Raw genomic sequence first — 17,322 nt, 5'->3', positions numbered from 1 at the left:
CGACAACCAGCTGCCGGGCGGGCGGCCACCCGCCCGGCAAGCATCAATATCCTACATTTTTCTTATCCAAGAAGGTGGCGGCAGCCGGATGAGGGGCAAGTCACAAGGAAAACGTCAATGAGAGGCCCCAAGCCCAAAACCACAACACGAGCGCGATCCCTGCGCCAGTCGGATAACAACGCAGAGGACAAATTATGGAAGGAACTGCGCGACCGCCGGCTCAACGGACACAAGTTTGTCCGGCAGTTGCCGATCGGCCCTTATTTCGCAGATTTCGCCTGTCGTGAATTGCGGCTTGTCGTCGAGATCGACGGCAGCCAGCATGCGGACAGCCGACGGGATGGAATCCGGGATGCCTTCATGACCGGCAATGGCTGGTCGGTGGTTCGTTTCTGGAATGTAGATGTACTGAGCGCGCTGCCATCCGTGCTGGAGACGATCGTTGCGATCTGCGACGGGCGGCTGGTCGAACGCGTCGAGGCAATGGATTTGCGGTTCTTTCCAGCCGTGCGTGAATAACGATGGCGTGCCGTGCGATTGCCCCTCACCCTAACCCTCTCCCCGTAATGACGGGGAGAGGGGACGTGCCCTGTCGAGAGTTTTGGGTGGGACGGAGAGGTCGCGGCATATCCCCTTCTCCCCGTCAAAACGGGGAGAAGGTGCCGGCAGGCGGATGAGGGGCAGATCCCACGGGCGGACCTGAATGAAAGAATGCAGGCGGGGAGGGCCAGGATGCCGTTCCGCAACCGACGGGCTACGTGTGGTAAACTTGCAATGCAAGGTCGAGCGGCGATCCAAACTTTGTCAACAGTCGACACGTTCAGGCGGGCTCCATAAAATTTATCATTATAAAACAGCGCATTAACCTGTCACAAATGTTTCACGCATTTGACATAAAAGGACGGTGCTTACAGCGTTAAGAGAGTCCCGCCGATAAAAAAGGCATGCGAGGGCCTCTCTATAGGCCGCACTCACACAAGCCCAATGCGGGAGATTTCTAATGAACACCTTCAAGCTCACCGTTGCCGCGCTCGCTGCAACTGCCGCTTTCGCTGGCGCAGCCGTCGCTCGCGACCAGATCCAGATCGCTGGTTCGTCCACCGTCCTGCCTTACGCCAAGATCGTTGCCGAGTCCTTCGGCGAGACCTTCACCAACTTCAAGACCCCGGTCGTCGAATCCGGCGGCACGGGCGCTGGTCTGAAGGAATTCTGCAAGGGCGTTGGTGAAGACACCATCGACATCGCCAACGCCTCGCGTCCGATCAACAAGAATGAAGCCGAAGCCTGCAAGGCCGCCGGCGTAACCGACATCCAGGAAGTCAAGATCGGTTATGACGGGATCGTCTTCGCAACCGACTCGTCCAACCCGGATGTCGCTTACGTTCCGGCCGACATCTACAAGGCCCTCGCTGCCCAGATCGTTGTCGACGGCAAGCTCGTCGCCAACCCCTACAAGAAGTGGTCGGAAGTCAACCCGAAGCTCCCGGCCGTTGATATCGCCGCCTATATCCCGGGCGAAAAGCACGGCACGCGCGAAGTCTTCGAACAGAACGTTCTTGCCGCCGGCTGCAAGGCGTCGGGCGCTCTCGACGTTATCGCCAAGGAAATCACCGACAAGGCTGCCCAGACCAAGGCTTGCGTCGCAGTCCGCAAGGACGGCGCTGCAGTCGACATCGACGGCGACTATCCGGAAACCCTCGCACGCATCGCCGCCAACAAGACCGGCGTCGGCGTATTCGGCCTTTCCTTCTATGAAAACAACGCCGACAAGCTCAAGGTCGCCAGCGTGAACGGTATCGTTCCGTCCACCGAAACGATCGCCAACGGCACCTATCCGGTTTCACGCCCGCTGTTCTTCTATGTCAAGAAGGCACATCTCGGCGCCGTTCCGGGCCTGAAGGAATATGTCAACTTCTTCGTATCCGACCAGATGATCGGCCCCGACGGCCCGCTGGCTGAATACGGCCTCGTTGCCGCTCCGGATGCCGAGCGTGATGCGATCCGCAAGGACGTCGAAGCCGGTAAGTCCATGTAAATGACTTTGCCGGCGCGGTGCTTCAAAGCCCGCGCCGGCATCGTTAATGTCCCTGCGTGGCGGTCTTTCCGCTGCAGGGTTGAATTCCTTCTCCATGATTGGAAGCCGAGGGCAGGCTGATGAAGCCGCCGCGCTTTTTGGGGCCACAGGCCTGGGGACGCAACGAATGAGCACATCCGTCATACTTCTGTGCCTTGTGGTGATCGGCGCCGCCGCCTATCTGGTCGCGCGCAGCCGTGCCACGGCCCTTGCCGGAGGCAGGTCCTCCGCACTGCATTCCCGGCCGGCCTATTACGGCGCCTATGCCGCGATCTGGACGGTTCTTCCCGCCCTCATCGTCCTCTGCGTCTGGCTCTCCGTCAGCCCCGGCATCATCCAGTCCTCGGTTCGGGGAGCTTTCCCTGCCGACGTCAAGGCTCAGGCCGCGGCCGAACAGGATCTGAGCTATTCGATGGTGGCAACGGTCGCACGTGGCCTGACGATGCTGACATCGGACGAAGCAGCCGCGCTGGCAAACGATCCGGCCGCCCTGCAGGCCAAGCTCAGCGAGAAGGGCGTGCCGCTCGCCGGCCAGCCGCAGCCTTACATGGTCGAGGCCGCCAAGACGCTGAATGCCATGAGCATGACGAGCCGCCTCGCCATGACGGCGATCGTCTTCATTCTGGCCGTTGCCGGCGCCCTTTATGCGCTGCGCGCCATCGCGCCGCGCTTCCGCGCCCGCAACCGCGTCGAGCGCGTCATGCTCTGGGGCCTGCTGCTCGCCTCCTCGATCGCCATCCTGACGACGGTCGGCATCGTGTTGTCCATGCTGTCGGAAGCCGCCCGCTTCTTTGCCGTCGTTCCCGCCGGCGAATTCTTCTTCGGCACCGTCTGGGATCCGCGCTTTGCCGGCGCCGGCAGCTCCTCCTTCGGCCAGTTCGGCCTGATCCCGCTCCTGCTCGGCACGCTCTATATCGGCCTCGTCGCCATGCTGGTCGCGGTTCCGGTCGGCCTCTTCGCCGCCATCTATATGGCCGAATACGCCTCGCCGAAGCTGCGTTCCATCTCCAAGCCTCTTCTCGAAGTGCTGGCCGGCATCCCGACGATCGTCTACGGCTTCTTCGCGCTCGTTACCGTCGGTCCGTTCCTGCGCGATTTCTCCGCCCAGATCAGCGGCCTGCTCTCCGGCAGCTACACCAATTTCATCCAGGCGCAGAGCGTTCTGACGGCTGGTATTGTCATGGGCATCATGTTGATCCCCTATGTCTCCTCGCTGTCGGACGACATCATCACCGCCGTGCCGCGGGCACTGCGTGATGGTTCGCTCGGTCTCGGCGCCACACGCTCCGAAACCATCAAGAAGGTGGTCCTGCCGGCCGCGCTTCCCGGCATCGTCGGCGCGCTGCTGATGACCGCCTCGCGCGCCATCGGCGAGACCATGATCGTCGTGTTGGCCGCGGGTGTCGCCGCCCGCATTCAGATCAACCCTTTCGAGCCGATGACCACGGTGACCGTCAAGATCGTCAACCAGCTGACGGGCGACCTTGAGTTCACCTCGCCGCAGACGCTGGTTGCCTTCGCGCTTGGCATCACGCTGTTCTGCATCACGCTTTGCCTCAACATCTATGCGCTCTACATCGTGCGCAAATACCGGGAGCAGTACGAATGACGAATATTGTTTCTCCCGCCATCGGTGCCACCGTTTCCAAAGCGCCGGCCCGCCGTGATATCGGCATCAAGCGCCGCTATGCCGCCGAGCGCCGGTTCCAGGCCTACGGTATCGCCGCCATCGCCTTCGGCCTTATCTTCCTCTTCGTCCTGCTATGGACGGTGATCGGCAAAGGCTACACCGCCTTCCAGCAGACGACGATCACCCTGCCGATCGAATTCGCCGAAAAGACGATCGATCCGAACAGCAAGTGGGCGACCGATCCTTCGGTGCTGATTGCCGCGAACTATCCGGTTCTGCTGCGCGACGCCATCGTCAAGCAGCTGAACATCAATGCATCGAGCCGTCCGGATGTGCGCGATGCAACCGCCATGCTCTCCAAGAGCGCGCCGATCCAGCTGCGCGATCTGGTCGTCGCCGATCCCTCGATCATCGGCAAGACGGTCAATGTCACCTTGCTCGCCGATGCCAATATCGATAGCGCCAACAAGGGCCAGATCGATCTTTCCGTCGATGAGAAGAACCGCAAGGTCAACGACAAGCAGGTCAACTGGATGAACCAACTGAAGGCGAGCGGCGCTCTTCAGAAGCAGTTCAACACCGGCCTCTTCGTCAACGGCAATTCCAGCCGTCCGGAGGCCGCCGGTCTCGGCGTCGCCCTCATCGGCTCGCTCTACCTGATGCTGATCGTGCTGGTTCTGTCGCTGCCGATCGGCGTCGCCGCCTCGATCTATCTCGAGGAGTTTGCGCCGAAGAACAGGCTGACGGACCTCATCGAGGTCAACATCAACAACCTCGCCGCCGTCCCGTCGATCGTCTACGGTCTGCTCGGCCTTTCCGTCTTCATCAACTTCATCGGCCTGCCGCGCTCGGCTTCGCTGGTCGGCGGCCTGGTGTTGACGCTGATGACCCTGCCGACGATCATCATCGCCACTCGCGCGGCCCTGCGCGCCGTGCCGCCCTCGATCCGCGCTGCAGCTCTCGGCCTCGGCGCCTCGAAAATGCAGATGGTGTTCCACCATGTCCTGCCGCTTGCCATGCCCGGCATCCTCACCGGCACGATCATCGGCCTGGCGCACGCGCTCGGCGAAACCGCGCCGCTGCTCTTGATCGGCATGGTCGCCTTCGTCGCCAATGCGCCCGCGACACCGCTCGAGCCCTCGACGGCCTTGCCCGTGCAGGTCTATATGTGGGCGAACGAGGCCGAACGTGCCTTCGTGGAGCGTACTTCGGGTGCCATCATCGTCCTGCTCCTGTTCCTGGTCGTCATGAACATGGGCGCCATCCTCTTGCGTCGTCGCTTCGAGCGCCGCTGGTAAACGGAGTCAAACACCATGAACATGCTGACGGAAGCTGCAGTTGAAAAGGCGCTGGATCAGAAGATGAGCAACGTCCCGTATAAAATGATCGGACAGAATGTCTCCGTATACTACGGCGAGAAGCGCGCGCTTTTCGACGTGAACCTGAACATTCGCGAAAACACCGTAACCGCCCTGATCGGCCCCTCGGGCTGCGGCAAGTCGACCTTCCTGCGAAGCCTGAACCGCATGAACGACACGATCGAGGGGTGCCGCGTCACCGGCAAGATCACGCTCGACAGCGACGATATCTATGATCCGGATATCGACGTCGTCGAACTTCGCGCCCGCGTCGGCATGGTTTTCCAGAAGCCGAACCCATTCCCGAAGTCGATCTATGAAAACGTCTCCTACGGCCCCCGCATCCACGGTCTCGCCAAGTCGAAGGCCGATCTCGACCAGATCGTCGAGAGCAGCCTGCAGCGCGCCGGGCTCTGGAACGAGGTCAAGGACCGCGTGCACGAATCCGGCACGGGCCTCTCCGGCGGTCAGCAGCAGCGCCTGTGCATTGCCCGCGCCGTTGCCGTCAGCCCGGAAGTCATCCTGATGGACGAGCCCTGCTCGGCCCTTGACCCGATCGCCACCGCCAAGGTCGAGGAGCTGATCCACGAACTGCGCGAAAACTATACGATCGTCATCGTCACCCACTCCATGCAGCAGGCCGCGCGCGTCTCGCAGCGCACCGCCATGTTCCACCTCGGCAATCTTGTCGAGGAGAACGACACCGACAAGATGTTCACCAATCCGGACGATCCCCGTACCCAGGACTACATCATGGGTCGCTTCGGCTGATCACGGCCATCCGAAGCCTTCCCCTTATTCGAGGACAAAGCCCCATGGCATCGACACATATTTATTCTGCCTATGATGATGATCTGAAGTTCCTTTCCAGGCGGATTTCCGAAATGGGCGGCCTGGCCGAACAGATGGTCGCCGAATCCGTCCGGGCGCTGGTCAACGGCGATACCGCGCTGGCGCAGAAGGTCATCTCAGACGACGTGATCCTCGATCACACCGAGCGCGAAATCGGCGACAAGGCGATCGTCACCATCGCCCGCCGTCAGCCGATGGCGGCGGACCTGCGCGAAATCATGGGTTCGATCCGCATCGCCGCCGATCTCGAACGCGTCGGCGACCTTGGCAAGAACACCGCCAAGCGCGTCATCGCCGTGCAGAGCACCGGCGTGCCCCGCAAGCTCGCCCGCGGTCTCGAGCATCTCTCCGAGCTGGCGCTTGTCCAGCTCAAGGAAGTGCTCGACGTCTATACGACACGCGCTGCCGACAAGGCGACCGCCATCCGCGAACGCGACAACGAGATCGACGCCATGTACACCTCGCTGTTCCGCGAGCTCTTGACCTACATGATGGAAGATCCGCGCAACATCACGAGCTGCACGCATCTGCTCTTCTGCGCCAAGAACATCGAGCGCATCGGCGACCATGCCACCAACATCGCCGAGACGATCTACTACATGGCAACAGGCGCCCAGCCGGAAGGCGATCGCCCGAAGGATGACAGCGCCAACACCGTCGGCGCCGCGACGGAATAATCCTTCCAAGATTGCGTGCGCCCCCGTTCGGGGCGCGCAAAGAGGTCGCAGCCAATTTCTGAATTTGCGCAGGACGCCTGCTTAGACCCCCAGTTTAAGGCTTGTGCGCGAGGAGACGGACACGCATGATCCCGAGAGTCGCAGTTGTTGAAGACGAGGAAGCGCTCAGCGTGCTCCTTCGCTATAATCTCGAAGCCGAAGGCTTCGAGGTCGATACCATCCTGCGCGGCGACGAGGCCGAAATCAGGCTTCAGGAGCGCACGCCCGACCTGCTCATCCTCGACTGGATGCTGCCCGGCGTCTCCGGCATCGAACTCTGCCGGCGCCTGCGCATGCGGCCGGAAACCGAGCGACTGCCGATCATCATGCTGACGGCGCGCGGCGAGGAGAGCGAGCGTGTGCGCGGACTGTCCACCGGCGCCGACGATTATGTCGTCAAGCCCTTCTCGACCCCCGAACTCGTCGCCCGCGTCAAGGCGATGCTGCGCCGTGCCCGACCTGAGGTGCTGTCCTCGGTGCTGAAATGCGGCGATATCGAGCTCGACCGCGAAACCCATCGCGTCCACCGCAAGAGCCGCGAAGTCCGCCTCGGCCCGACCGAATTCCGCCTGCTGGAATTCCTGATGTCGTCGCCGGGCCGGGTCTTTTCCCGCTCGCAGCTGCTCGACGGCGTCTGGGGTCACGACATCTATGTCGACGAACGAACCGTCGACGTCCATGTCGGCCGCCTGCGCAAGGCGCTGAACTTCTCCAACATGCAGGACGTCATCCGCACCGTCCGTGGCGCCGGCTATTCGATGGAAGCCTAAGGCTGAGAGAGTGTGTGGGGTGGGCGTTCCCGCCAAACGCACGGCAGTACGGCTTGTGAGGCTCCCCTGCCGTCGTCGATCGCAGCCGCTTCGTCGCCAGCGTCATTGCGCCGGCGAGGCTTATGCATCTCGGCACCACCTTTCCACCGCGCCTGCAGAGCCGACTTGTCCCGGCATCACCTCGCCTCCGTCATCCCAGGGCTTGACCCTGGGATCCATGCGGCCGGCGCTGCGGGAACAGGGATGCATCCAACTGCAGGGAAATTATGAAAGCCGAGTGCTTGGCCGTGGATCCCAGGGTCAAGCCCTGGGATGACGGAGCGCGTGGTTGGCGCTCTCGCCAAACGCGCCGGTGGTGCAACCTGTAGCACCCGTTTTTGCCGCCGATCCATCGCCGCTGCAGAGCGGTCGCGCCATCGCCGCTGCAGAACCAGCTTCATCGCACTGGCGTGGCCTATCTGTCCAGGCACCACTTCTCCTCCAAGCCCCGGGATGACGGAGTGTGGGGTTGGCTTGGTTGCTAAACGCAAAGGTCACTTCCCCAATCGAATAAAAAACGGGCCACTCGGCCCGTTTCCCGTTCTCAGCAATACCTGTCCGCTCAGCTGACCCGTGCTGCCGCCCGGCGCCTTTCGTTGATCGGCTGATAGGCAAGCTTCTGATGATAGCTGCAATAGGGCGAATTGTCCGGGGACTCGCAGCCGCAGAAATGGAAATCTTCCTTGAGCGGGTCGCCGACCGGCCATTTGCAGGTGCGTTCGGTGAGCTCCGTCAGGCCGAGGCGGCGAGAAATCGGCACGACCACATTGCCGGCCGGCACATATTCCATTTCCTCGACGGCATCGACTTCGATCTCTTCCTTCAGCATCGTTGCGCCCTGTTGACGGGTCACGGTGCGGGTGGTGATCCGGGAGGCGTAATTCGGCGCGCGCGGCGCGGATGTCTGGCGCTTCGGCGTGCGCGCCGCGGTGGCCGTGCCGCCGGCCTTGGCGCGGCCGGGAAGGCTGAGCCTGTGCACCTTGCCGATAACGGCGTTTCGGCTGACGCCGCCAAGCTGCGCAGCAATCTGGCTGGCGCTCAGTCCTTCGGCCCAAAGCTTCTTGAGTTTCTCGACCCGCTCGTCTGTCCAGTTCATGCCCTGTCTCCACCTTTTGCGTTGGTGATGGCAGAATCCCTCACCGTTGTCCCGGAAGCCTCCGAAACAAGAAACGCTTGATCAATTTTGGTGACTAGTTCCGCCGCATGCAGTCTAGTAATTGAACTTTAACCTAGTGTGAGGCTGACTCCGTGACAAGAGTCGCGGGAATCCGGATGAATCGAATTTCAAGTTTTCCCCAACTTGCTGCCTCTGCGTGGCATTTCTGCAATAATGCCTGTTGAAGGCCGAAAGTTGCCGCTGCACAAGCCTGCTGCATAGGCTAAGGCGCCAGTTTTGTTGACATTGCAGCGCGAAAAGGAAATAGTACCGCTCGCCGCCGAAAGGCGGCATTTTTGATTTTTTGGACCTGGTGTTAGCCGGAGTCCGTGCAAGACAACATTGAACGGGAGACCCGCGCCATGGCTGAAGCCGCGCCGCTTTATGACACCTATTCTCGCGCCCCGCTGCGGTTCGAGCGAGGCGAGGGCGTATGGCTGATCACCGAGAGCGGCGAGCGTTATCTCGATTTCGGCGCCGGTGTCGCCGTCACCTCCGTCGGCCATGGCAACCCGCATGTGGTTGCGGCGCTGAAGGAGCAGGCCGACAAGGTCTGGCACCTCTCCAACATCTATGAGATCCCCGGCCAGGAGCGCCTCGCCAAGCGCCTGACGGACGCTACCTTCGCCGATAAGGTGTTCTTCACCAATTCGGGGGCCGAGGCGCTCGAATGCGCCATCAAGACCGCGCGCCGCTACCAGTTTTCCAAGGGCCATCCCGAGCGGTACCATATCATCACCTTCGAGGGCGCCTTCCATGGGCGCACGCTCGCGACGATTGCCGCCGGCGGTCAGGAGAAATATCTCGAAGGTTTCGGCCCCAAGGCTCCGGGTTTCGATCAGGTGCCGTTCGGCGACATCGAGGCCGTCCGCGCCGCCATTACCGATGCGACGGCCGCAATCCTGATCGAGCCGGTGCAAGGCGAGGGCGGCGTGCGTCCCGCCACCGGCGAATTCATGAAGGCGCTTCGCCGGATCTGCGACGAAAACGGCCTGCTGCTGATCCTCGACGAGGTCCAGACCGGCGTCGGCCGCACCGGCAAGCTCTTCGCCCATGAACGGTCCGGCATCACGCCCGATATCATGGCCGTTGCCAAGGGCATCGGCGGCGGTTTCCCGCTCGGCGCCTGCCTTGCCACGGCCGAGGCTGCCTCCGGCATGAAGGCCGGCACGCATGGTTCGACCTATGGCGGCAATCCGCTGGCCATGGCGGTCGGCAGTGCCGTGCTCGACGTCATCCTCGCCGATGGCTTCCTTGAGCATGTGCGCGACGTCGCGCTCGTCTTCCGCCAGGGGCTGGCCTCGCTCAAGGATCGGTATCCCGATGTTATCGAGGATATCCGAGGCGAGGGGCTTCTGCTCGGCGTCAAGGCTGCGGTTCCCTCGGCCGAATTGCTGCAGGCGATCCGTGCCGCGCATCTGCTCGGCGTGCCGGCCGGCGACAACGTCATCCGCCTTCTTCCGCCGCTGGTGGTCACTGCCGAAGAAGCCCGCGAGGGGCTCGTGCGCCTCGAGCGCGCCGCCGAGAGCATCCGCGCCGCCAAGATCAAGAAGACGGCTTGAAGGGATCGCCGCCTTCGGGCGCACGACAGGTAAGAACATGGCTCCTAAACATTTCCTCGATCTTTCGGCCGTCACCTCGGCCGACCTCAGAACTATCATGAACGACGCGCTCGCCCGCAAGCAGGCCTTCAAATCAGGCAAGGGCGACAAGCCGCTCGCCGGCAAGATGCTGGCGATGATCTTCGAAAAGCCGTCGACCCGAACCCGCGTTTCCTTCGACGTCGGCATGCGCCAGCTCGGCGGCGAAACGCTGTTTCTCTCCGGTACTGAAATGCAGCTCGGCCGCGCCGAGACGATCGGCGACACCGCCAAGGTGCTGTCGCGCTATGTCGATGCGATCATGATCCGCACCACCGAGCATTCCAGGCTTTTGGAGCTCGCCGAGCACGCGACCGTGCCTGTGATCAATGCGCTGACGGACGACACCCACCCCTGCCAGATCATGGCCGATATCATGACCTTCGAGGAGCATCGCGGCCCGATCAAGGGCAAGACGATCGCATGGACCGGCGACGGCAACAATGTGCTGCATTCGCTGGTGGAAGGGGCTGCGCGCTTCGGCTACCGCATGAACATGGCCGTGCCTCTTGGTTCCGAGCCCAAGGATCACTATCTGAACTGGGCCCGCAATGAGGGCGCCGAAGTCATGCTCTGCCATGATGCCGACCGTGCGGTCGAAGGTGCCGATTGCGTGGTGACCGATACCTGGGTCTCCATGAATCAGGAACATCGGGCCCGGGGTCACAACGTCTTCCAGCCTTATCAGGTCAATGCGGCCTTGATGGCCAAGGCCGGCAGCGATGCATTGTTCATGCATTGCTTGCCTGCTCATCGCGGTGAGGAAGTGACGGATGAGGTGATTGACGGCCCGCAATCCGTGGTCTTCGATGAAGCGGAAAACCGTCTTCATGCGCAGAAGTCGATTCTTGCTTGGTGCCTGGGCGCGATCTGAACCATAATCGGATGTTGCGAGTCATAAGCTTGCGGCCCGACTGCGCGAGCGCCGGACACTTTGGCCGCCGCTCCAGAAACCAGGAGTAAAGCCATGGCAGAAGCTGCAGCCGCCCTCGGCCAGTTCGATTTCGCCGGCGATGATCATGTCGTCCCCTTTCAGGTGGAGGGTCTGGATGTGCGCGGCCGCGCCGTCCAGCTCGGCCCCATGCTCGATGCGATCCTCGAGCGCCATCATTATCCCGCGCCCGTCGCCCGGCTGCTCGCCGAAGTCGTCGTGCTGACGGTGCTGCTCGGCACCTCGCTGAAGTTCGACGGCAAGTTCACCGTTCAGACCAAGGGCGACGGCCCGGTCGATCTGCTCGTCGCCGATTTCTCGACGCCGGAGAACGTGCGTGCCTATGCCCGTTTCGATCGCGCGCTGCTCGACCAGGCGATTGCCTCAGGCGAGACCGAGCCGGAGCAGCTGCTCGGCAAGGGCGTGCTCGCCTTCACCATCGACCAGGGCAAGTTCGCGCAGCCTTACCAGGGCATTGTCGCCCTCGACGGCACTTCGCTCGAGGAGATCGCCGGGGTCTATTTCCGCCAGTCGGAGCAGATCCCGACGCGGGTGCGCCTGGCTGCGGCGGAACTCTTCGATCGTGACGATGCCGGCAAGCCGCGTCACCGCTGGCGGGCAGGCGGCCTCGTCGCCCAGTTCCTGCCGGAGGCACCGGAGCGCATGCGCCAGCCTGATCTCCACGGCGGCGACGGCGATAACGGCGACCGTCCGCATGGCGAGGATGACGCCTGGACCGAAGCGCGCTCGCTGGTCGAGACCATCGATGCCGACGAGCTGACCGACCCGCAGGTCGGCACCGAACGTCTCTTGTTCCGCCTGTTCCACGAGCGCGGCGTGCGCGTCTTCGAGCCCCGCGCCGTCTTCGACCGCTGCAGCTGCTCGCGGGAAAAAATAGGCAACGTGCTGAAGGGGTTCACCGCCGAGGAGATCGAGGCCAGCCAGGAAAACGGCGAGATATCCGTCACCTGTGAATTCTGCTCGACCACCTACCGCTTCGAAGCAGCTGAGCTTCAGCCGGCGGAATAACATTAGTCGCGCTTGGCGCGAAAAAGATGCGCATTGCAGCGGCACAGTGACTCGACTTTTAGTAGTCACTGTGCACCTATTGTCCCAACTGGTTCTGGGGGCGGGACGTCAATGCGGCTTTTGTATTTTGTATTCGCATTAATTGCTGCGATGCCACGGATTGTCCTGGCTGATGACGAAACAATCAGATGGAAAGAGGTTGGCGGCTGGACCGTGGCTGTCGACCCGACCTTGGGCAACGGCTGTTTTGTTCTCACTTCATTTGATGACGGCACCGTTTTTCGTCTGGGCTTTAATTTTACAAAGAAGGAGAGCCCTTTTTATATTGTGATCGCAAATCCGAACTGGAAATCCTTGGAAGTGGGAAAGCAATATCCCATCGAACTGTCGTTAGATCGTTCTCAATGGACGGCGAATGCGAGCGCTCTCGATCTTGATGGCTTCAAGGGATTATGGATCGATTTTAAGGATTCCAGTCTGATTGCCGAGTTCGCTCGTAAACTGGGTTTTCGCGCCACCTTCAACGGAAAGCAGATTGTTGCGCTGAGTTTAAAAAATTCCGTCAGGGCAACGGATGAGATGCTCACCTGCCAGAAGGCGGTAAACGCTGCAGTCGCTCAGCGGCCAGCCACGCCCCAATCAAAGGATCCGTTCGAAGCAAAGCCGGACACCCGGACGGCCTCAGATCCTTTTGATCTCTGATGCATGTCATCTGGGGGTGAATCGGGCATATCCACTTTGGGGCCTGCTTTCAGTTCAGCACGCGCAGCAGCCCCGGTGAATCCAGCGAGAAGGCGGGGATGTCGACATCGAATAGCTCGCCTTCATCCGTTTCCATCTGGTAATGGCCGAACATCAGTCCCGAGGGCGTGTCGAGCGGGCAGCCGGAGGAATATTCGTAGGTGTCGCCGGGGCTGAGCCGCGGCTGTTCGCCGACGACGCCGGGGCCGGTCACCTCGTCCACCACTCCGTTCTGGTCGGTGATGTTCCAGTAGCGATTGATGAGGCGAACGGCGACGCCGGAATTGTTGCTGATGACGATCCGGTAACCCCAGACATAGCGATCGTCTTCCGGATCGGATTGCTCCTCCAGATAGAACGGTTCGACCACGACTTCGATATCTCTTGTGAGGGCGCGATACATGCCTTGCACCATAGTCAAGATATGTTACCCGTATCTTATAAAGAGGCCCCGTCCGTCAAGAAACGGAACGTTGATCAGCGGTCAAATGGTGATCATCGTATGGTTTTCGATCGTTAAGCCTAATCGTCAGCGTTAATTTTACTTCGCAACGCCGGCGCGCGGGTACTTGTTCCCGCAGATCGGCGGCCGGCTCCTTATTGAAGTCCGGCCGCTATTCCAGTCGATCAGGCCGAAACCTTGGAAAGCGCCTGCGCGAAATCCTCGATCAGGTCGTCCGTATCCTCGATGCCGGCCGAAAGCCGCACCGTGCCCGGAGAAATGCCGAGTTCGGCACGCGCCTCTTCCGTCAGGTTCTTGTGCGTCGTCGTTGCCGGATGGGTGATCAGGCTTTTGCTGTCGCCGAGATTGTTGGAGATCTTGATGATCTCAAGCGCGTTCTGCAGCGCGAAGGCCGCCTCCTTGCCGCCCTTCAGCTCGAAGCAGACGAGCGTCGAGCCGCCGGTCATCTGCTTGGCGATGATGTCAGCCTGCGGGTGATCCTTGCGGCCGGGATAGATCACCTTGGCGACCTTGCCCTGCTCTGCCAGGAAATCGGCGATCTTCGCCGCATTCTCAGTCTGCTGCTTGACGCGCAGCGGCAGCGTTTCGATGCCCTTCAGTAGCGTCCAGGCATTGAACGGCGACATGGCCGGGCCGGTATGGCGGAAATAGTCGTGCAGGTTCTCGTCGATCCATGCCTTGTCGGCGAGCACCACCCCGCCGAGGCACCGGCCCTGGCCGTCGATGTGCTTGGTGGCGGAATAGACGACGATATGGGCGCCGAGTTCGAGCGGCTTCTGGAAGAGCGGCGTCGCGAAGACGTTGTCGACGATCAGCTTGGCGCCGACCTGGTTGGCGAGCTTGGCGACGCCTGCGATATCGATCACTTCGAGCGTCGGGTTGGTCGGGCTCTCCAGGAAGAATACCTTGGTATTCGGGCGGACCGCCTTTTCCCAATTGGCGAGATCCCGGCCGTCGACCAGCGTGCACTCGATGCCGTATTTCGGCGCCAGCGTTTCCACGACCCAGCGGCAGGAGCCGAACAGCGCGCGGGCGGCGACGATATGGTCGCCGGCCTTGACCTGGCAGAGGACGGCGGCGGCGACGGCTGCCATGCCGGAGGCGGTGGCGCGGGCATCTTCAGCGCCTTCCAATGCGCACATGCGCTTTTCGAACATGTCGTTGGTTGGGCTGCCGTAGCGGGCATAGATGAAGCCGTCCGTTTCGCCCTTGAAGCGGGCTTCGGCCGCTTCCGACGTGTCATAGACGAAACCCTGGGTGAGATAGATTGCCTCTGATGTTTCGCCATATTGCGAACGCAGCGTGCCGCCATGGACGAGTTGGGTTGCCGGGCGCCAGGTCTTGCTCATGCCATCACCTTCACATAACAAAAAACCGGCCGCAAAAGCAGACCGGTTTCATAACCCGGTCTTTTTAGCCACTTGTTTAACGTGGCTGCAAGCCGACCGGCCAAATCACCACGGGATAATTTTGCAATACTGCTGTTAGCTGCTTGCGTCAATTCCCCGAGTTTGGTTTTGTCGGCGGCAAAATGATGGATGGGGCATGATGGCTCGCGAAACTGGAATTCTGGCGGACCGCGCGATTGCGGCACTGTTCGAAACGGGGCGTCTGAACTCCGAGCGGGAGCTCGACCGCGATCAGATCCAGCCGGCAAGTCTCGACCTGCGCTTAGGAAGCAAGGCGTTTCGTGTGCGCGCTTCCTTCATGCCCGGCCCCTCGCATCTGGTCTCGGACAAGCTCGATCGGCTGAGCCTGCACGTGATCGACCTTTCCCAGGACGCGGTGCTCGAAACCGGTTGCGTCTATATCGTGCCGCTGATGGAGAGCTTAGCGCTGCCTGCCGACATGTCGGCTTCGGCCAATCCGAAGAGCTCGACCGGCAGGCTCGATATCTTCACCCGCGTCATCACCGACTACGCCCAGGAATTCGACAAGATCCCGCCGGGCTATTCCGGCCCGCTCTATCTCGAAATCAGCCCGCGCACCTTCCCGATCGTCGTGCGCCGCGGCTCGCGCCTGTCGCAGATCCGCTTCCGCGTCGGCCAGTCCGTGCTCGGCGAGCCGGAACTTCTGAGGCTGCATGAAAGCGAAACGCTCGTTGCCAGCAAGCAGCCGAACGTCTCGGGCGGCGGCATCGCGCTGTCGATCGATCTCACCGGCGACAAGGACGGCCTGATCGGCTATCGCGGCAAACACCACACCGCCGTCGTCGACGTCGATGAAAAGGACCAGCACGATATTTTCGATTTCTGGGAACCGCTCTATAGCCGCGGCCGCAACGAGCTGATCCTCGATCCCGACGAGTTCTATATCCTCGTCTCGCGCGAAGCCGTGCATGTGCCGCCGGATTATGCCGCCGAGATGACCCCCTTCGATCCGCTGGTCGGCGAATTCCGCGTCCATTATGCCGGCTTCTTCGATCCGGGCTTCGGCCATGCGCCGGCCGGCGGGCGCGGCAGCCGCGCCGTGCTCGAAGTGCGCAGCCACGAAGTGCCCTTCATCCTCGAAGACGGCCAGATCGTCGGCCGCTTGGTCTACGAGCACATGCAGGAAAAACCGGCCAGCCTCTACGGCTCCGGCCTCGGCTCCAACTATCAGGCCCAGGGCCTCAAGCTTTCCAAACATTTCCGCATCTGACGCCGGCCTGACGGGCCGCGACTTGACAGCGGCCCCCATCTGTTGGAAATCTCGGGGCATCGCGGGTGTAGCTCAATGGTAGAGCAGCAGCTTCCCAAGCTGAATACGAGGGTTCGATTCCCTTCACCCGCTCCAGCTGCCTTTCCAGCGATGTCCTTCTAATCCCCGAAAAACCGAATCGGCTTATACCGGCGGTGTGCGATGATCAGGCTGCGGTCGGGCTGGATGATGTAGGTTTCCTCCACCTGTTGGCCGTATTGGTCGATAAAATCATGCGGGAAGGAGGAGCCGGGTGGCGATTTGGTGAGCTTGGTGCGCGGCTGGCCGTGATAGATGATGCTGCCTGGGATAGGTTCGAGGCCCGGGCCGCTGTAGCTGACGGTGTTGCATCCCGCCAGAACGAGTGTGCCGATGAGGCCGATGATTGCCGGTTTCATATCCATCCCTTCCGATGCGCAGAACGTTGCGATCTTACTCCCGATCGCAACAGACGCACCAGATGAAACGGCGTCTCCGCCTTCACTCGTTCGAGAGGTGCTGCCCGGAGCGCAGGAAATCCATGCGTTGCCGAAACCGGCGGTGTCTGCTAGATCGGCAGTGTCGAAAAAGGCAGGATCGGTTGAGGTAAGCCCGATCCCTTCCGTTGGAGCGTCGTGAGCGCTCTCAAGAAGCTCTGCTCCGTGGCCTATGGCACGAGAACCCGCGACGTGATCCGCATCAAGATGCGGGATCCCGGCGGCGTGCGGAGACGGCAAAAGGCAGTCCCGGGATTTTTTCAAACGGAGACTGTCATGCGCCTGAACCATCTCGATTTTCACGTTCCCGATATTACCGCGACGGCGGATTTCTTCATCCGCCACTTCGGCCTGATGCTCAAGGATATGCGCGGCCAGAATGGCCTGGCGATACTGACCGACGACGCCGGCCTCGAAATTGTCCTCAGCCACGCGATCGCCAAGTTCGGCACGTCAGACCAGGTCGAATTGCAGCGTCAGACCTATCATATCGGCTTCATTCTGGCCGATAGGGCGCATGTCGATGCTGTCCACGCCGGGCTCGTTGCTTCAGGTGCAGACCTGTCCGGCCCACCGGCCGCCATGCGCGGCGGCTGGCTGTTTTATTGCACGGCGCCTGGAAATATTCTGGTCGAGGTTGGGTGGCGGCCGGGGTAGATGAGATCCTAAAAGGAAGGGTACGGCCCGTAGCCTGCCCCTCATCCGCCTGCCGGCACCTTCTTGGATAAGAAAAATGTAGGATATTGATGCTTGCCGGGCGGGTGGCCG

The 17,322-nt window shown here is 61.5% G+C and carries 17 protein-coding genes, 1 tRNA gene and 1 riboswitch; of the genes, 14 read left to right on the top strand and 4 right to left on the bottom strand.

Annotated features, from left to right (window positions below; genetic code table 11):
* The first annotated feature begins 117 nt into the window (after window positions 1-117).
* From CO660_RS31440 to phoB, 7 genes are all read left to right on the top strand, one after another.
* Complete coding sequence (locus CO660_RS31440) at window positions 118-519, top strand: DUF559 domain-containing protein (RefSeq protein ID WP_097601777.1); 402 nt, start codon at window positions 118-120, stop codon at window positions 517-519.
* A gap of 481 nt (window positions 520-1,000) precedes the next feature.
* Complete coding sequence (locus CO660_RS31435; protein ID WP_097601776.1) at window positions 1,001-2,035, top strand: substrate-binding domain-containing protein; 1,035 nt, start codon at window positions 1,001-1,003, stop codon at window positions 2,033-2,035.
* Window positions 2,036-2,201: 166 nt separating this feature from the next.
* Window positions 2,202-3,683 carry a phosphate ABC transporter permease subunit PstC gene (gene pstC / locus CO660_RS31430; protein ID WP_097601775.1) on the top strand — a complete coding sequence of 494 codons (1,482 nt, stop codon included), beginning with the start codon at window positions 2,202-2,204 and terminating at the stop codon, window positions 3,681-3,683.
* Window positions 3,680-5,002 (top strand): phosphate ABC transporter permease PstA, encoded by a 1,323-nt coding sequence (gene pstA, locus CO660_RS31425; RefSeq protein ID WP_097601774.1) that lies wholly within the window; start codon window positions 3,680-3,682, stop codon window positions 5,000-5,002. Before pstC ends, pstA begins: the two co-directional genes overlap by 4 nt.
* Window positions 5,003-5,017: 15 nt before the next feature.
* The gene (pstB, locus tag CO660_RS31420) at window positions 5,018-5,833 is read left to right on the top strand and encodes a phosphate ABC transporter ATP-binding protein PstB (protein WP_097601773.1); all 816 of its coding nucleotides are present in this window, start codon (window positions 5,018-5,020) and stop codon (window positions 5,831-5,833) included.
* A gap of 44 nt (window positions 5,834-5,877) precedes the next feature.
* Entirely contained in the window at window positions 5,878-6,591 is a 714-nt protein-coding gene (gene phoU, locus CO660_RS31415) for a phosphate signaling complex protein PhoU (protein ID WP_004672769.1), read from the top strand.
* A gap of 125 nt (window positions 6,592-6,716) precedes the next feature.
* Window positions 6,717-7,400 (top strand): phosphate regulon transcriptional regulator PhoB, encoded by a 684-nt coding sequence (gene phoB, locus CO660_RS31410; RefSeq protein WP_004672768.1) that lies wholly within the window; start codon window positions 6,717-6,719, stop codon window positions 7,398-7,400.
* A 601-nt stretch (window positions 7,401-8,001) separates the two neighbouring features.
* Here phoB and CO660_RS31405 read toward each other — a convergent pair.
* The gene (locus CO660_RS31405; protein WP_097601772.1) at window positions 8,002-8,535 is read right to left on the bottom strand and encodes a GcrA family cell cycle regulator; all 534 of its coding nucleotides are present in this window, start codon (window positions 8,533-8,535) and stop codon (window positions 8,002-8,004) included.
* Window positions 8,536-8,957: 422 nt separating this feature from the next.
* Here CO660_RS31405 and CO660_RS31400 point away from each other — a divergent pair, with 422 nt between their 5' ends.
* From CO660_RS31400 to CO660_RS31385, 4 genes are all read left to right on the top strand, one after another.
* The gene (locus tag CO660_RS31400; protein WP_097601771.1) at window positions 8,958-10,157 is read left to right on the top strand and encodes an aspartate aminotransferase family protein; all 1,200 of its coding nucleotides are present in this window, start codon (window positions 8,958-8,960) and stop codon (window positions 10,155-10,157) included.
* Between the two features lie 37 nt (window positions 10,158-10,194).
* A complete protein-coding gene (gene argF / locus CO660_RS31395; RefSeq protein ID WP_085776829.1) occupies window positions 10,195-11,109 on the top strand; it encodes an ornithine carbamoyltransferase in 915 nt (304 codons plus the stop codon).
* A gap of 93 nt (window positions 11,110-11,202) precedes the next feature.
* A complete protein-coding gene (locus tag CO660_RS31390; RefSeq protein ID WP_085776830.1) occupies window positions 11,203-12,195 on the top strand; it encodes an Hsp33 family molecular chaperone in 993 nt (330 codons plus the stop codon).
* A gap of 111 nt (window positions 12,196-12,306) precedes the next feature.
* Complete coding sequence (locus CO660_RS31385; RefSeq protein ID WP_097601770.1) at window positions 12,307-12,897, top strand: hypothetical protein; 591 nt, start codon at window positions 12,307-12,309, stop codon at window positions 12,895-12,897.
* Between the two features lie 49 nt (window positions 12,898-12,946).
* On the opposite strand, the gene apaG is transcribed toward CO660_RS31385, so the two are convergent.
* Both apaG and CO660_RS31375 read right to left on the bottom strand, forming a co-directional pair.
* On the bottom strand, window positions 12,947-13,339 hold the full coding sequence (gene apaG, locus CO660_RS31380; protein ID WP_010029240.1) for a Co2+/Mg2+ efflux protein ApaG: 393 nt from the start codon (window positions 13,337-13,339) through the stop codon (window positions 12,947-12,949).
* A gap of 224 nt (window positions 13,340-13,563) precedes the next feature.
* Window positions 13,564-14,748: an O-succinylhomoserine sulfhydrylase gene (locus tag CO660_RS31375; RefSeq protein WP_097601769.1), complete on the bottom strand. Its 1,185-nt coding sequence runs from the start codon at window positions 14,746-14,748 to the stop codon at window positions 13,564-13,566.
* A gap of 43 nt (window positions 14,749-14,791) precedes the next feature.
* Window positions 14,792-14,870, bottom strand: a riboswitch (SAM riboswitch).
* Window positions 14,871-14,944: 74 nt separating this feature from the next.
* Between CO660_RS31375 and CO660_RS31370 the strand changes: the two genes are divergently transcribed.
* Together CO660_RS31370 and CO660_RS31365 are read left to right on the top strand one after the other, a co-directional pair.
* Window positions 14,945-16,039, top strand: coding sequence for a 2'-deoxycytidine 5'-triphosphate deaminase (locus tag CO660_RS31370; RefSeq protein ID WP_176536415.1), 1,095 nt, complete (start codon window positions 14,945-14,947; stop codon window positions 16,037-16,039).
* Window positions 16,040-16,100: 61 nt separating this feature from the next.
* Window positions 16,101-16,174, top strand: a tRNA-Gly gene (locus CO660_RS31365).
* Window positions 16,175-16,197: 23 nt separating this feature from the next.
* On the opposite strand, the gene CO660_RS31360 is transcribed toward CO660_RS31365, so the two are convergent.
* Window positions 16,198-16,476, bottom strand: a complete 279-nt coding sequence (locus tag CO660_RS31360) for a hypothetical protein (RefSeq protein WP_097601779.1) — start codon at window positions 16,474-16,476, stop codon at window positions 16,198-16,200.
* Window positions 16,477-16,830: 354 nt separating this feature from the next.
* Between CO660_RS31360 and CO660_RS31355 the strand changes: the two genes are divergently transcribed.
* On the top strand, window positions 16,831-17,211 hold the full coding sequence (locus CO660_RS31355; RefSeq protein ID WP_097601778.1) for a VOC family protein: 381 nt from the start codon (window positions 16,831-16,833) through the stop codon (window positions 17,209-17,211).
* The last annotated feature ends 111 nt before the right edge of the window (window positions 17,212-17,322 follow it).

This window comes from Rhizobium sp. L9, assembly GCF_002531885.1.
Classification (GTDB): domain Bacteria; phylum Pseudomonadota; class Alphaproteobacteria; order Rhizobiales; family Rhizobiaceae; genus Rhizobium.
Note: the sequence above shows the minus strand (reverse complement) of the source record. Positions and strands in the feature narration are given on the sequence as shown.